General features: G+C 69.2%; 15 protein-coding genes. 12 read left to right on the top strand and 3 right to left on the bottom strand.

The genetic code is table 11. The features are described from left to right. The first annotated feature begins 248 nt into the window (after positions 1 to 248). From gap to ACFHVL_RS25445, 6 genes are all read left to right on the top strand, one after another. Positions 249 to 1,253 carry a type I glyceraldehyde-3-phosphate dehydrogenase gene (gene gap / locus ACFHVL_RS25470; RefSeq protein ID WP_416630962.1) on the top strand — a complete coding sequence of 335 codons (1,005 nt, stop codon included), beginning with the start codon at positions 249 to 251 and terminating at the stop codon, positions 1,251 to 1,253. Continuing rightward, positions 1,250 to 2,455, top strand: a complete 1,206-nt coding sequence (locus tag ACFHVL_RS25465; protein ID WP_416630961.1) for a phosphoglycerate kinase — start codon at positions 1,250 to 1,252, stop codon at positions 2,453 to 2,455. Before gap ends, ACFHVL_RS25465 begins: the two co-directional genes overlap by 4 nt. 35 nt (positions 2,456 to 2,490) lie before the next feature. Continuing rightward, on the top strand, positions 2,491 to 3,255 hold the full coding sequence (gene tpiA / locus ACFHVL_RS25460; RefSeq protein WP_416630983.1) for a triose-phosphate isomerase: 765 nt from the start codon (positions 2,491 to 2,493) through the stop codon (positions 3,253 to 3,255). Positions 3,256 to 3,329: 74 nt separating this feature from the next. Then, the gene (locus ACFHVL_RS25455) at positions 3,330 to 3,692 is read left to right on the top strand and encodes a PP2C family protein-serine/threonine phosphatase (protein ID WP_416630960.1); all 363 of its coding nucleotides are present in this window, start codon (positions 3,330 to 3,332) and stop codon (positions 3,690 to 3,692) included. Positions 3,693 to 3,796: 104 nt separating this feature from the next. Continuing rightward, the gene (locus ACFHVL_RS25450; RefSeq protein ID WP_416630959.1) at positions 3,797 to 5,392 is read left to right on the top strand and encodes a radical SAM protein; all 1,596 of its coding nucleotides are present in this window, start codon (positions 3,797 to 3,799) and stop codon (positions 5,390 to 5,392) included. Positions 5,393 to 5,445: 53 nt separating this feature from the next. Further along, positions 5,446 to 6,231 carry a class I SAM-dependent methyltransferase gene (locus ACFHVL_RS25445; protein WP_416630982.1) on the top strand — a complete coding sequence of 262 codons (786 nt, stop codon included), beginning with the start codon at positions 5,446 to 5,448 and terminating at the stop codon, positions 6,229 to 6,231. Positions 6,232 to 6,318: 87 nt separating this feature from the next. Here the strand turns inward: ACFHVL_RS25445 and ACFHVL_RS25440 are convergent, their stop codons facing one another. Then, positions 6,319 to 7,929: a phytoene desaturase family protein gene (locus ACFHVL_RS25440; protein ID WP_416630958.1), complete on the bottom strand. Its 1,611-nt coding sequence runs from the start codon at positions 7,927 to 7,929 to the stop codon at positions 6,319 to 6,321. A 335-nt stretch (positions 7,930 to 8,264) separates the two neighbouring features. Here ACFHVL_RS25440 and secG point away from each other — a divergent pair, with 335 nt between their 5' ends. The 4 genes from secG to ACFHVL_RS25420 all read left to right on the top strand — a co-directional run bounded on the left by secG (position 8,265) and on the right by ACFHVL_RS25420 (position 11,110). Beyond that, positions 8,265 to 8,525, top strand: a complete 261-nt coding sequence (gene secG / locus ACFHVL_RS25435) for a preprotein translocase subunit SecG (protein ID WP_416630957.1) — start codon at positions 8,265 to 8,267, stop codon at positions 8,523 to 8,525. Between the two features lie 139 nt (positions 8,526 to 8,664). Next, positions 8,665 to 9,009: an RNA polymerase-binding protein RbpA gene (locus ACFHVL_RS25430; RefSeq protein WP_416630956.1), complete on the top strand. Its 345-nt coding sequence runs from the start codon at positions 8,665 to 8,667 to the stop codon at positions 9,007 to 9,009. 292 nt (positions 9,010 to 9,301) lie between these two features. Continuing rightward, positions 9,302 to 10,210 (top strand): sulfotransferase domain-containing protein, encoded by a 909-nt coding sequence (locus ACFHVL_RS25425; protein ID WP_416630981.1) that lies wholly within the window; start codon positions 9,302 to 9,304, stop codon positions 10,208 to 10,210. A 9-nt stretch (positions 10,211 to 10,219) separates the two neighbouring features. Beyond that, positions 10,220 to 11,110 (top strand): sulfotransferase domain-containing protein, encoded by an 891-nt coding sequence (locus ACFHVL_RS25420; RefSeq protein WP_416630980.1) that lies wholly within the window; start codon positions 10,220 to 10,222, stop codon positions 11,108 to 11,110. Positions 11,111 to 11,144: 34 nt separating this feature from the next. Here ACFHVL_RS25420 and ACFHVL_RS25415 read toward each other — a convergent pair whose 3' ends face one another. Beyond that, positions 11,145 to 11,489 (bottom strand): hypothetical protein, encoded by a 345-nt coding sequence (locus tag ACFHVL_RS25415; RefSeq protein WP_416630955.1) that lies wholly within the window; start codon positions 11,487 to 11,489, stop codon positions 11,145 to 11,147. A gap of 121 nt (positions 11,490 to 11,610) precedes the next feature. Between ACFHVL_RS25415 and ACFHVL_RS25410 the strand changes: the two genes are divergently transcribed. Both ACFHVL_RS25410 and ACFHVL_RS25405 read left to right on the top strand, forming a co-directional pair. Next, complete coding sequence (locus ACFHVL_RS25410; RefSeq protein WP_416630954.1) at positions 11,611 to 12,507, top strand: helix-turn-helix domain-containing protein; 897 nt, start codon at positions 11,611 to 11,613, stop codon at positions 12,505 to 12,507. After that, positions 12,504 to 12,704, top strand: a complete 201-nt coding sequence (locus ACFHVL_RS25405; protein WP_416630953.1) for a DUF397 domain-containing protein — start codon at positions 12,504 to 12,506, stop codon at positions 12,702 to 12,704. The genes ACFHVL_RS25410 and ACFHVL_RS25405 overlap by 4 nt, the downstream gene beginning before the upstream one ends. A gap of 9 nt (positions 12,705 to 12,713) precedes the next feature. On the opposite strand, the gene ACFHVL_RS25400 is transcribed toward ACFHVL_RS25405, so the two are convergent. Further along, positions 12,714 to 13,271, bottom strand: a complete 558-nt coding sequence (locus ACFHVL_RS25400) for a hypothetical protein (protein ID WP_416630952.1) — start codon at positions 13,269 to 13,271, stop codon at positions 12,714 to 12,716. Positions 13,272 to 13,430 lie beyond the last annotated feature (159 nt).

Genomic DNA, 13,430 nt, shown 5'->3' with positions numbered 1-13,430 from the left:
CAAGGATGACCGGACGCCCCGGCGCAACGCGGCACGGGCTTCTCGGATAGGGTCGCGGTGTACGGCGACGGGGCCGGCACCCGGCTCTCCCGCCGCGACCGCCTCCTCGGGTATCCCGCCCGAGCCGCGCAGGGCTGCGGCGTGACCGGCCGAGTTCATCTGATCGGCGCCCGGCCCGCCACGCGGTCGGCGCACACCAATCCGTCCGGCTCCTGCCCGGACGGGCGAAAAGCGAGGAGATGGGACCTGTGACCATCCGGGTTGGCATCAACGGCTTCGGCCGGATCGGCCGTAACTTCACGCGGGCGGTGCTCGCCTCCGGCGCGGACATCCAGATTGTCGCCTTCAACGACCTGGGCGACACCGCGACGACCGCGCACCTGCTCAAGTACGACAGCATCCTCGGCCGGCTGCCGCACGAGGTGAAGGCCAGCGGCGACGAGATCACCGTCGGCGGCCACACCATCAAGGCGCTGGCCGAGCGGGATCCGGCCAAGCTGCCCTGGAACGACCTGGGCGCCGACATCGTGATCGAGTCGACCGGCTTCTTCACCGACGCCACCAAGGCCAAGGCGCACGTCGACGGCGGCGCCAAGAAGGTCATCATCTCGGCTCCGGCCAAGAACGAGGACTTCACCGTCGTGCTCGGCGTCAACGACGACCAGTACGACCCGGCCAAGCACACGATCATCTCGAACGCCTCCTGCACCACCAACTGCCTGGCGCCGATGGCCAAGGTGCTGCAGGACACGTTCGGCATCGAGCGTGGTCTGATGACCACGATCCACGCGTACACCCAGGACCAGAACCTGCAGGACGGCCCGCACTCCGACCTGCGTCGGGCCCGCGCCGCCGCGCTGAACATCGTGCCGACCTCGACCGGGGCCGCCAAGGCGATCGGTCTGGTGCTGCCGGAGCTCAAGGGCAAGCTGGACGGCTACGCGCTGCGGGTGCCGATCCCGACCGGCTCGGCCACCGACCTGACCGTCACCGTCGGCCGTCAGACCACCGTCGACGAGGTCAACGCTGCGGTCAAGGCCGCCGCGCAGGGCCCGCTCGCCGGCATCCTCACCTACACCGAGGACCCGATCGTGTCGTCCGACATCGTCACCGACCCGGCGTCGTGCATCTTCGACTCCGGGCTGACCAAGGTGATCGGCGACCAGGTCAAGGTCGTCGGCTGGTACGACAACGAGTGGGGCTACTCCAACCGCCTGGTGGACCTGGTCAAGCTGGTGGGCGCGTCCCTGTGAGCCAGGTAGCCACTCTCGACGATCTTCTCGCCGAGGGTGTGTCAGGTCGGCGCGTGCTGCTGCGCGCCGACCTGAACGTCCCCTTCGAGAAGGACAACCCGGGGGCCATCGCCGACGACGGCCGGATCCGGGCCGTGCTGCCCACCCTGACCGCGCTGCGCGACGCCGGTGCGGCTGTGGTGGTCTGCTCACACCTGGGTCGGCCCAAGGGTGCGCCGGACCCGAAGTACACCCTGGCGCCGGTCGCCACCCGCCTCGGTGAGCTGCTCGGCTCACCGGTCGCCTTCGCCACCGACACCGTCGGTGACTCGGCGCAGGCCACCGTCGCCGGGCTGGGCGCCGGACAGGTCGCCCTGCTGGAGAACCTGCGGTTCAACCCGGGGGAGACCAGCAAGGACGCCGACGAGCGGGGCGCCTTCGCCGACCAGTTGGCGGCGTTCGCCGACGCGTACGTCGACGACGCGTTCGGTGCCGTGCACCGCAAGCACGCCAGCGTCTACGACGTGCCGGCGCGGCTGCCGCACGTCGCCGGCCGGCTGGTGCACCGCGAGGTCGAGGTGCTCGGCAAGCTGACCGGCGCGCCGGAGCGGCCGTACGTGGTGGTGCTCGGCGGGTCGAAGGTCTCCGACAAGCTCGCCGTGATCGAGGCGCTGCTGCCCACCGTCGACCGGCTGCTGGTCGGCGGCGGCATGTGCTTCACCTTCCTCAAGGCCCAGGGCCACGAGGTCGGCAGGTCGCTGCTGGAGGCCGACATGGTCGACACCTGCCGTGACCTGCTGGAGCGGGCCGCCGGCAAGATCGTGCTGCCGGTGGACGTGGTGGCTGCCACCGCGTTCGCCGCCGACGCCGACCACGACGTGGTCGACGCCGCCGCGATCCCCGCCGACCGGCTCGGCCTGGACATTGGCCCGCGCAGCGTCGTGGCGTTCGCCGAGGCCCTCACCGGGGCCCGGACGGTGTTCTGGAACGGCCCGATGGGCGTGTTCGAGCTGGCACCGTTCGCCGCCGGCACCCGGGGTGTCGCCGAGGCGATCACCAAGGTCGACGGCTTCACCGTCGTCGGCGGCGGCGACTCGGCGGCCGCGGTGCGCACCCTCGGCCTCGACGAGTCCGCCTTCGGGCACATCTCGACCGGCGGGGGCGCCTCGCTGGAGTACCTGGAGGGCAAGACCCTGCCCGGCATCGCCGCCCTGGAGAAGTGAGAGCAGTGTCTGAGACCGTTGCCCGCCGGCCGCTGATGGCCGGCAACTGGAAGATGAACCTCAACCACCTGGAAGCCATCGCGCTGGTCCAGAAGCTGGCGTTCAGCCTGAACGAGCAGCAGCTGACCGACGTCGAGGTGGCGGTGCTGCCGCCGTTCACCGCGCTGCGCAGTGTGCAGACGCTGATCGACGGCGACAAGCTGGCCATCGGCTACGGCGCGCAGGACCTGTCGCCACACGCCGGTGGCGCCTACACCGGCGACATCTCCGGGGCGATGCTGGCCAAGCTGGGCTGCCAGTACGTCACCGTCGGCCACTCGGAGCGGCGGGCGTACCACAACGAGGACGACTCGGTGGTCAAGGCCAAGGTGGCGGCCGCGCTCGCCAACGGGATCACCCCGATCCTGTGCGTCGGCGAAGGTCTCGACGTGCGGGAGGCCAACGGGCACGTCGCGCACTGCAACGACCAGTTGACCGCGGCGCTCGCGGGTCTGACCGCCGAGCAGGTGGTCAAGGTCGTCATCGCGTACGAGCCGGTCTGGGCGATCGGCACCGGCAAGACCGCCACCCCGGCCGACGCGCAGGAGGTCTGCGGGGCGATCCGGGCCCGGCTGGCCGAGCTGTACGACCAGACCACCGCCGACCAGGTCCGGGTGCTGTACGGCGGCTCGGTCAAGGCAGCGAACATCGCCGCGATCATGGCCGAGGTCGACGTCGACGGTGCGCTGATCGGCGGCGCCAGCCTGGACGCCGACGAGTTCGCGCAGATTGCCCGCTTCCCGGAGCACGTCAAGCGCTGACTCCGTCATTGCGTTGAACTAGCACCAAGATCAGCCCACCACGGCCGGACGTTCCGACTGTGGTGGGCTGACTTGTGTCGCCCCGGAGCACCGTGCTCCGGCTGACCGAGGATCACATCTATCAACACCTGGTGGCGGGGGCGAGCACGGTGCCCAACCTGCCGGAGAAGTTGACACGATTTCTCGACGGCCGTCCGGACGGCAGATCCCCCGACCTGATTCCGGTGCGCCTCGGGCCGGGCGACCGGATCCTGCTGTGCTCGGACGGGCTGAGCTCGTACGTGCCGCAGGAGTCGGTGCGGGAAGTCCTGGGCTCTGGCGGTAGCGCCGGAAACGCCGCCGACCGACTCGTCTCCCTGGCCCTCGACCAGGGCGGTCGGGACAACATCACCCTGATCGTCATCGACGTGCGTCCGGCTGGCGTCACCGGCCGGTGAGAACTGGCCGGGGCGTCGGCCCTGCGGCTTCGGGTGCTTGCCGGACTACGGTCGGTGATGGTGAACTGGTGACCCGAGGATCCATCGGGCCGCGAGGGAGCCGGATGACCGCCAAACAGGACCGCGACGAGATCTTCATCGAATACACCAAGTCGATCTGCCCGGTGTGCAAGGTCGTCGTCGATGCCCAGGTCAACATCCGCGAAGACAAGGTCTACCTGCGCAAACGCTGCCGCGAGCACGGGCAGTTCGAGGCGTTGGTATACGGCGACGCGCAGATGTACCTCGACTCGGCCCGGTTCAACAAGCCCGGCACGATCCCGCTGGCGTTCCAGACCGACGTGGTCGACGGCTGCCCCAGCGACTGCGGGCTCTGCCCCGAGCACAAACAGCACGCCTGCCTCGGCATCATCGAGGTCAACACCGGCTGCAACCTGGACTGCCCGATCTGCTTCGCCGACTCCGGCCACCAACCCGACGGCTACTCGATCACCCTCGACCAGTGCGAGCGGATGCTCGACACGTTCGTCGCCGCCGAAGGCGAGCCCGAAGTGGTGATGTTCTCCGGCGGGGAACCCACCATCCACAAGCAGATCCTGGAGTTCGTCGACGCCGCCCAGGCCCGCCCGATCAAGGCGGTCAACCTCAACACCAACGGCATCCGGCTCGCCTCCGACAAGCGGTTCGTCGCCGAACTCGGCCGGCGGCACAGCCCGGACCGGGCGATCAACATCTACCTGCAGTTCGACGGCTTCGACGAGCGTACCCACCGGGAGATCCGCGGCCGCGACCTGCGCGAGGTCAAGCGGCGGGCGCTGGACAACTGCGCCGAGGCCGGGCTGACCGTCACCCTGGTCGCTGCCGTCGAGCGTGGGCTCAACGACCATGAACTCGGCGCGATCATCGAGTACGGGCTGACGCACCCCGCCGTACGGTCGGTGTCGTTCCAGCCGGTCACCCACGCCGGACGGCACGTCGAGTTCGACCCGTTGCACCGGCTGACCAACTCCGACATCATCCACGGCATCGTGGCGCAGCGCCCCGACTGGTTCACCGCGACAGACTTCTTCCCGGTGCCGTGCTGCTTTCCGACCTGCCGGTCCATCACCTACCTGCTGAGTGAGGGCACCCCCGGCGAACCCGGCTTCGGGGTGGTGCCGATCCCGCGGCTGCTCAACGTCGCCGACTACCTCGACTACGTCGCCAACCGGGTGCTGCCGGACCTGGCGATCCGCGAGGCGTTGGAGAAGCTGTGGTCGGCGTCGGCGTTCATGGGCACCGAGACCACCAGCGAGCAGTTGGCGGCTGCCGCGACGGCGCTGGACTGCGCCGACGCCTGCGGGATCAACCTGCCGGCGGCGGTCGCCGACATCACCGACCGGGCCTTCATGATCGTCATCCAGGACTTCCAGGACCCGTACACGCTCAACGTCAAACAGCTGATGAAATGCTGCGTCGAGGAGATCACCCCGGACGGACGGATGATCCCGTTCTGCGCGTACAACTCGGTCGGCTACCGGGAACAGGTCCGCGAGCAGCTGTCCGGCGTCGCGGTCGCCGACGTGGTGCCCAACGCGGTGCCGCTGCAGCCGGTGCTGACCGATTCGCCGTACGGATCGAAGGTGGCCAGACCCGGTGGACGCCCCGGCAACGGCCGGATCGCCCCGGACACCACCAACGTCGGCCGGCGGGTTCGGTGACCGGCCGGGCCTGGCCGGTGGACGGTCCCGCGGCGGCTGCGGCGGCGGCGAAGATCGACGCGAAGGCGTGCTGCGCCGCCGCGTACGGCTCAGACGTCGTCGCGTTGCTGCTCGGCGAGTCGTACCATCCGGGCGGTCTGGCGTTGACCCGGCGGCTCGCCGACCGGCTCGCGCTGCGTCCTGGCGCGGCCGTGCTCGACGTGGCCAGTGGGCGCGGCGCCACCGCGCTGCTGCTGGCCCACTCGTACGAAGCCGACGTGACCGGCGTCGACCTGTCGGCGGCCAACGTGGCCGCCGCGACGCAGGCGGCGGCCGCGGCCGGGATGGCCGGTGCCCGCGGATCGGTGCGGTTCCGGCTCGGCGACGCGGAGCGGCTTCCGGCGCCGGACTCGGCCTTTGACGCGGTGGTCTGCGAATGTGCCTTCTGCACCTTCCCTGACAAGGCCACTGCGGCCGCCGAGTTTGTCCGGGTGCTGCGGCCCGGTGGGCGGCTCGGCCTCACCGACGTCACGGTCGACCAGGCCCGGTTGCCGGCCGAACTCGCCGGGCTGGGCGGCTGGATCGCCTGCGTCGCCGACGCCCGCCCGCTGCCCGAGTACGCCGAGCTGCTGGCCGCCGCCGGGCTGCGGGTGACGTACACCGAACGCCATGACGACGCCGTCGTCGCCATGCTCGACCAGATCGAGGCCCGGCTGACGCTGGTCCGGCTGACCGCCCGGGACCGGGCCGAGGCGGCCGGTCTGGACTTCACCCGGGCACCGGAGGTGCTGGCCGCAGCCCGCGCGGCGATCGCCGAACAGATCATCGGGTACGGCCTGCTGGTGGCGGCCAGACCGTGACCGGCGGACCCGACCTGGTGGTGATCGGTGGCGCTGCCACCGGTCTAGCGCTACGGGCCGGCCGCCGCGCAGTAGCCGCCCAGTTCGTCAGGGCCATCTGCGTCCGGCGGGCCCGCCCCGCGCGGGCGGCCGGCTGATCAGGGCGTACGCCGCGTCGCGGCCGGGCAGGCCGGCGATGCCACCGACCGGTGCGGTGCCCGCCCCGGACACCACCAGCCCGGCCAGCGGGGTGCGGTGTCCGGCCAGGTCCGGGGTCGGGCGCAGTATCGCGAGCTGGTCCAGGCTGATGTCCAGATGCATCGGGTGTGCACCCGGCCAGCGCAGTTGCCGGGCCATGTCGGCGGGGGTGTGGGTGACCCGGTCGACGACACTGGCGGCGAACCCGGGTGCCCGGGCCTCGACGGCGGCGACCATCCGGTCGGCGAACTCCTCCCGGGCGGCGTCCCAGCCACCCCGCACCTCGTACGGGGCGCAGGGGCATGCCAGGTAGACGGTGTGCCGGCCGGGTGGGGCAAGGGTGTCGTCCAGCGCGGTCGGGGTGAAGGCGTACGTGGGCACTGGGTCATCGGGCAGGTGACCGGCTTCAGCCTGGGCGAAGCCGGCGGACAGCGAATCGAGGCTGTCGACGTGCGACTGCAACCCGTTCCAGTCGCCCGGTCGGGCCTGCGGGTAGCCGGGCAGATCGGTGGTGGCCAGCAGCACCAGGGTCTGTACGGCGTTGCCGCTCCCGGCGGCCCGCAGCCGGTCCGCAACCGGGCCGGTCAGCGGCGGATCCAGTAGGTCGAGCAGCGCGGTGCGCGGGTCGATGGCTGTGAGTACCGCGTCGGCGGCGAGCTGGGTGCCGTCGTCCAGCTCGACCCCGGTGACCCGGTCGGTGCCGGTGCCGGTACGCAGGATCCGGGCCACCGGCGCGTTGACCTGCCAACTGCCGCCGTAGCTGACGAGCCGGGTGGTGAGCGCGTCGGTCAACGCCTGCGACCCGCCGACCGGGTGCCACTGCCCGACTTGGTGGTAGAACGCCTGCCACAACGCGAAGGTAGCCCCGCCGACCTGCCCGGGCGACGCGGAGGCGTGCGCGGCGAACGCTGCCACCGGCGCCCGCACCAGCTCGGTGTCGAACTGTTCCCGCAGCACCCGACCGTACGGTGCCAGCAGGGTACGGGCCAGCCCGACCGGCCCGCCGTTGCGGGCCAACGCCCGGCCGCCCGCCGCGATCAGGCCCGGCATCCGCCGGAGCCGTTGCACCATCCCGGTGCCGGGATCCAGGGCGGCCCGCATCGCGGACACGATCGGCCATGCCTGGCGCATCCACGTCGCGTACCGCTGCGCGGCTAGTCGGTCGACCTCGGCGATCGACTCGACGGTGGCCGCGACGCTGCGGTGGAACCGGACGATCGTGCCGTCGCGGAACGCCGCGATCGAGAACGGGTCCATCTCGCGGTAGACCAGCCCGGCGTCACGCAGCCGCAGGTCGTCGACGATGTCGGTGGCGTTGAGGATGTTGTGGGCCGCCGAATGGGTGTCGAAGCGGAAGCCCGGCAACAGTTCCTCGGTTCGGGCCCCGCCCCCCAGCTTGTCGGACTGCTCCAGGACCTGCGTCTGCCATCCGCTGCGGGCCAGGTAGCAGGCGGCGATCAGGCCGTTGTGGCCGCCGCCGACCACCACCACCCGACGTCTGCGGCGTCGGCTGGTCGTCATGCCCGGCGGCCGTGCAGCTGGTGCCATGCCTGGGTGGCCTCGCGGATCGTGAACGGTACCGCCAGGGTCGTGGCGGCGGCGACTGGCTGTCCCTGTCGTTTCATCGGCTGTCTCCTGCATCGGAGATGGGCCCGGCGAACCATTTGTCCACTACGGGTGGTATACCCGCCAGCGGGCGGAGCATGCCGCCTCCGGTCGCGGAGCCGACCGGAGCCGGTCGGCGTGGATCGGGCCAACCCGCTATCCTTGTAGAGCCCGAGTGTCGGCCGGCTCGGGTTTGTCCGGTTCGCCCGATAGGTGAATCGGCGATCGTTACGAGAGGACTGACCACTGCCATGCCGATCGAGTTCGCCTACATATTGATCGTGTTGCTGGTGATCACGAGCGTGATGCTCACCATGCTGATCCTGCTACACAAGGGCAAGGGCGGCGGCATGTCCAGCATGTTCGGCGGCGGGGTGAGCACCAGCCTGGCCGGATCCTCGGTGGCTGAGAAGAACCTCGACCGGTACACCGTGCTCGCCGGCATCGTGTGGTTCGCCTGCATCGTCGGCCTGGGCCTGTGGCTCAAGGTCGCGATGAACGCGGGTGTGTGATTCGTCGCTTTCCGTCGTAAGATTTCGCGCGGCCCGTTGATACGGGTCGCGCTTTCTTTTCCGCAGCATCCGCTTCACCCGCGTCGCACCACCGGCCCCGCCGTGGTGACACCCCCTCTCGACGACAGGAGCGACCCCTATGGCGAGCACCAATACCATCCGTGGCAGCCGGGTCGGTGCCAGCCCGGCCCGACCGGCGGAGCGGGCGCAACCCGCACCCCGCCGGCAGACCACCTACTGGTGCGCCAACGCGCACGCGGTCGACATCAGCCTGGCCGCCGACGCCACGACGCCGGAAACCTGGGAGTGCCCGCGCTGCGGGCTGCCCGCCGGCCAGGACCAGCACAACCCGCCGGCGCGCCCGCGCAACGAGCCGTACAAGTCACACCTGGCGTACGTCAAGGAGCGGCGCAGCGAGGCCGACGGCGAGGCCATCCTCGCCGAGGCGCTCGCGGCGGTCCGCGCCCGCCGCGGCGAGGTCTGACCGCTGTCGGGTCGTTGGCCGTCGCGGGGTCGACCCTCACATCTCGACAGGTTGTACGGCTGGCATCGATGGGCGCGGATCTATACCTGGACCGTCGCTACAGCGGGGTCGGCCTCCGGTGGTTCGTGGCTGACGCGGATCTGGACCTCCGTCGTTGTCTGCTACCCGGGCAACACACCTGGCAATGGATTGTTCACTCTCGGTCCAGAGGTTGACCGACGCGGACGCGTGTATCATCATCTCAGCTTGAGGTGGGTACTACCGGTTTCGGGCACAGACAAGGGCTAAGACACTGATTAATCGGACCTTCACCTTCGCCAAGCACCATACGCCCAGTCCGGTGCGGGTGGCCGTGCGATGGACGATGCTTGAGACGCGGAATGCGAGAAGCCGGCTGACGGTCCCCGTGACCACGCGGTGTGAGTACGACAACGTCTATCACTGCACGGTTCGCAAGACGGCAAGCCAATGGGTGAAATCGCTACTCAGTGACCCGGTCGTGTATCGCCACTCCGGATTGTTGCCCTTCGACCAGCGGGTGCACCGTCGGCGCTACCCGGACGCCATCCCGCCCGGCCGCGTCGCCTCGTCGCTCTTTGTCTCCCGTAAGCGCTTCGAATCAATCTCCAAGCCGGAGAAGTACCGCGCCTTCTTCATCCAACGGGACCCGCGCGACATCGTCGTCTCGAGCTACTTCTCGCTGCGCGGGTCCCACACGCCGATGGGCGACATCCTGCAGCACCGGAAGATCCTCCGGGAAACGCCGGTCAAGGAAGGGATGCTGTACATCATCAAGCATCTTTCCGAGACCAATCTCTTCTCCTGTCTCCGGTCGTGGGTGGTCGCGCCCAGCACGGAAGCTGTCCGCATCTTCCGGTACGAGGATCTCACGGGCGAACACCAGCTGGACGAGGTGGATCAGCTGCTGCAGCACTGCGGGATCGCGCTCCCTCGGCCTGATCTGGTGGCACTGCTCGAGCGGCACGGTTTCTCCCGGATGCGGAAGACCCGGCTGGAGGACAGGTCGAATTCTCACTACCGCAAGGGCGAAGCCGGCGATTGGCTGAACCACTTCGACGACGACATCTACGAAGCGTTCGTCAAAGCGACCGGTGACCTTGTCCAGCGTTGCGGCTACCCCACCCGGGAGGAGGCGCTTCGTGACCTTGAGGCGCCTCACCAAGGGGACCCTGTCGGATAGGAAACGGCCCTGATCAACCAGACCTTGACGTACGCCAAGCATCACACGCCCGATTCGGTGCGGGTGGCCGCGCGCTGGGCGATGCTGGAAACGCAGAACGTGAGAAGTCGCCTCACGGTCCCGGTGGTCGCACGGTGCGAGTACGACAACGTCTACCACTGCACGGTCCGCAAGACGGCCAGCCAGTGGGTGAAATCTCTGCTCAGCGACCCGGTCGTCTATCGCTACTCTGGGCTGTTGCCGTTTGATCAGCGGGTGAGTCGACGACGCTACCCACACGCCGTTCCCACCGGCCGGGTCGTTTCATCGTTGTTCATCTCCCGCTACGGGTTCGACGCGCTGCCCAAGCCGGAGAAGTACCGCGCGTTCTTCATCCTGCGCGACCCACGCGACGTCGTCGTGTCGAGCTACTTCTCGCTGCGAAGCTCGCACACCCCGATGGGTGACGTCCTGACGCACCGCAAGGTCCTGCAGGAGCTACCGGCCAAGGAAGGCCTGCTGTACGTCATCGACCACCTCGCGAAGGTGAATCAGTTCTCCGCGATGCGGTCGTGGGTGGCCACGCCGGGCGCGGAGACCTTCCGGGTGTTCCGCTACGAGGACCTCGTCGGCGAGCGGCAGGTCGACGAGTTCGATCAGCTGCTGCGGCACTGCGGAATCGCCATCCCCCCAGCCGAGTTGACCGCACTGCTCGACCGGCACGGCTTCTCCCGGATGCGTAAGAAGCGCCGGGAGGCCGGCCCGACCGCCCACTACCGCAAGGGCAAAGCCGGCGACTGGCTCAACCACTTCGACGACGACATCCACGACGCCTTCGTGGCGGCCACCGGTAACCTCGTCGAGCTCTGCGGCTACCCCAGCCGCGAGGAAGCGCTCCGCGCGCTCGACGCGGCTGAGTAATCGTCGCTGCCGAGCGTCGCCGGGTCGCCGACGGTCAGTCGGTGGCCGGCACCAGCACGGTCGTGCCTGACCAGCTGATGTGCGCGTTGCTGATGTGGTTCCACGGTTCGCCGTTGCTGTCGAGGCCGGTCAGCTCGGCGAGGTAGTGGCCGAAGCCGTACCCGCCGGCCCGCAGGGTGGCGACCGCCCACGGGTGGAGCTGGTCGGCGACGCGGTCGGGGTGGCGCTGGTCGAGCGGGATTTCGATGACGCCGAGCAGGTCGTAGCGTTCGTTGGCGGTGCCGGGGTCGATCACCCGGCACAGCGAGAATCCGTGCCGTTCGGGCTGCTCACCGTCCACCCAGCTCAGTTGTCCGGCCACTGTGTCCTCCATGATCATTGTTTGGATGCTGAGGTGAACGAAGCATTGCGCTAGAACTCGCTTATATCAACCCCTTGTGTTGTTCATGATCACCTGGTGTGATGTCGTGGTCACCATTCAATCGAGAGGGAGGCCACCGATGGCACGCGCACCGAGGACCCGCAAGGCACCTGCCAACCCCGCCATGTCGCCCACCGTGCAGGCCATGGAGCTCGGCATCCGACTGCGCGAACGCCGCGAGGAGCTGGGCATGACCGCCGTCGGCGTCGGCCGCAGCAGCGGCATCACCCAGGCGTACGTCTCCGGTGTAGAGATCGGCAAGGTCAAGCTGCCCGCCGACCGCCTCGCCCAACTCGTCAAGATCTACGAGATCGACGACCAGGAAGCCACCGAGCTGGAAGCGCTGCGGATCGGGGCGATGGCCCGCGCCTGGTGGCACACGTACAAGCAGCTCTTTCCCGCCGAGTTCCTGCGCTTCCTCGGTTACGAAGCCGGCGCCGACCACGTCCGCACCTACCAGAGCGAGCTGATCGACGGACTGCTGCAGACCGAGGCGTACGCCCGCGCGATCCTGCGCGGCGGCAACACCTACGTCCGGCTCACCGAGACCGAGCAACGCATCGAGGTGCGACTGGCCCGCCAGCGCCGGCTCGCCGAGGACCCACCACTGCGGATCACCGCGATTGTCGGTGAAGGTGCGATCCGGCAGCAGGTCGGCGGCCCCGAGGTGATGCGCGCCCAACTCGATCACCTGACGGACCTGATGACCCGGCACCCGGAGCAGATGCAGATTCGAATCATGCCGTTCTCGGCCGGTGCCTACCCGGCGCTCGGCGCGCCGTTCGTGATCCTGTCGTTCCCATCGGCCCGGGTGCCGGACCTGGTCTGGCAGGAGGTGCTGACCTCCAGCGACATCATCGACCAGTCCACCCGGGTCGCCGACTACACGATCACCTTCGGTGAGACGCTGGAGCGGGCGTTAAGCTTCGAGGAGTCCCTCGCCCTGATCCGCCAGGTCGCCCAGGAGATGAGATGACCGAGCACACCCCCACCCGTGACTGGTTCAAGTCCTCCCGCAGCGCCAGCAACGCCGCCTGCGTCGAGGTCCGCCTCAGTGCCGACACCATCGGCGTACGCGACTCCAAGTCCGTCAGCGGCCCGGCGCTCGCCTTCGACCCGGCCGCCTGGACCGGCTTCCTCACCACCCTCAAGGCCACCGCGCCGGGCTCGTAGCCTTCGTGGCTATCGCCAGAACCGCAACCGCCGCCTGCGCCACGGGGTCGCGGCGTAGGCGGCCAGCCCGACACCCAGCAGCGCGGCGCTGAGCACGAGGCTGGGCACATCGTCGTACGACCGGGCGCTGAACTCCCACCACCGGTACTGACCGTTGCCGCCGAACCCCCAGTACCACAGGACGACGGCTACGACCGAGGGCAGCGTCCAGGCCAGCCGCCAGCCGAGGACCGCTCCGGCGAGCAGCGCCAGGCCGAACCATGCGATCCACCCCCGCGCCATGATCGCAACGACGGCCGGCGGCGTGGTCAGTGCGGAGATGCCCAGGAAGATCACTGCGGAGCTGAAACTCAACCCGGCGAGGTAGAACCGCTCCATGGACCGTAGCCGTCGGGTGGCTGTCAGCTCCAGATCAGCGAGTGGACTGGTCAGCCCGATGACCGGTAGGACCGCGGCGCCCACGACGAGCAACCGCCACAACGGAATGATCGCGCTGTCCTGCCCTGCTGCCTGTGGTAACGGTGTCTTGACCGTGCCGAACCAGGCAGCCAGTGCGCCGAGGAACACTACAGCGGCGAGGATGGCGGCCGCTGGCCGGACCGGAAAAAAGTTTGGCCGAGACAGCGCCCGCAGGCACCTCAACGTCCCGGCTGACAGTCACGGCCCCGGCGTTGTTCCGGCTTGAGAGGTTCTGTCCGTGTTGAGAACCGGACACGAGGCGAGTTG

The organism is Micromonospora sp. LOL_023 (assembly GCF_048060115.1).
Lineage (GTDB): Bacteria > Actinomycetota > Actinomycetes > Mycobacteriales > Micromonosporaceae > Micromonospora_E.
Note: the sequence above shows the minus strand (reverse complement) of the source record. Positions and strands in the feature narration are given on the sequence as shown.

Bases quoted from the DNA above. Each gene is read 5' to 3' on its own strand.
- tpiA (WP_416630983.1), top strand. From the start codon at position 2,491: ATGGCCGGCAACTGGAAGATGAACCTCAACCACCTGGAAGCCATCGCG.
- ACFHVL_RS25450 (WP_416630959.1), top strand. From the start codon at position 3,797: ATGACCGCCAAACAGGACCGCGACGAGATCTTCATCGAATACACCAAG.
- ACFHVL_RS25440 (WP_416630958.1), bottom strand. From the start codon at position 7,929: ATGACGACCAGCCGACGCCGCAGACGTCGGGTGGTGGTGGTCGGCGGC.
- secG (WP_416630957.1), top strand. From the start codon at position 8,265: ATGCCGATCGAGTTCGCCTACATATTGATCGTGTTGCTGGTGATCACG.
- ACFHVL_RS25430 (WP_416630956.1), top strand. From the start codon at position 8,665: ATGGCGAGCACCAATACCATCCGTGGCAGCCGGGTCGGTGCCAGCCCG.
- ACFHVL_RS25415 (WP_416630955.1), bottom strand. From the start codon at position 11,489: ATGATCATGGAGGACACAGTGGCCGGACAACTGAGCTGGGTGGACGGT.
- ACFHVL_RS25410 (WP_416630954.1), top strand. From the start codon at position 11,611: ATGGCACGCGCACCGAGGACCCGCAAGGCACCTGCCAACCCCGCCATG.
- ACFHVL_RS25405 (WP_416630953.1), top strand. From the start codon at position 12,504: ATGACCGAGCACACCCCCACCCGTGACTGGTTCAAGTCCTCCCGCAGC.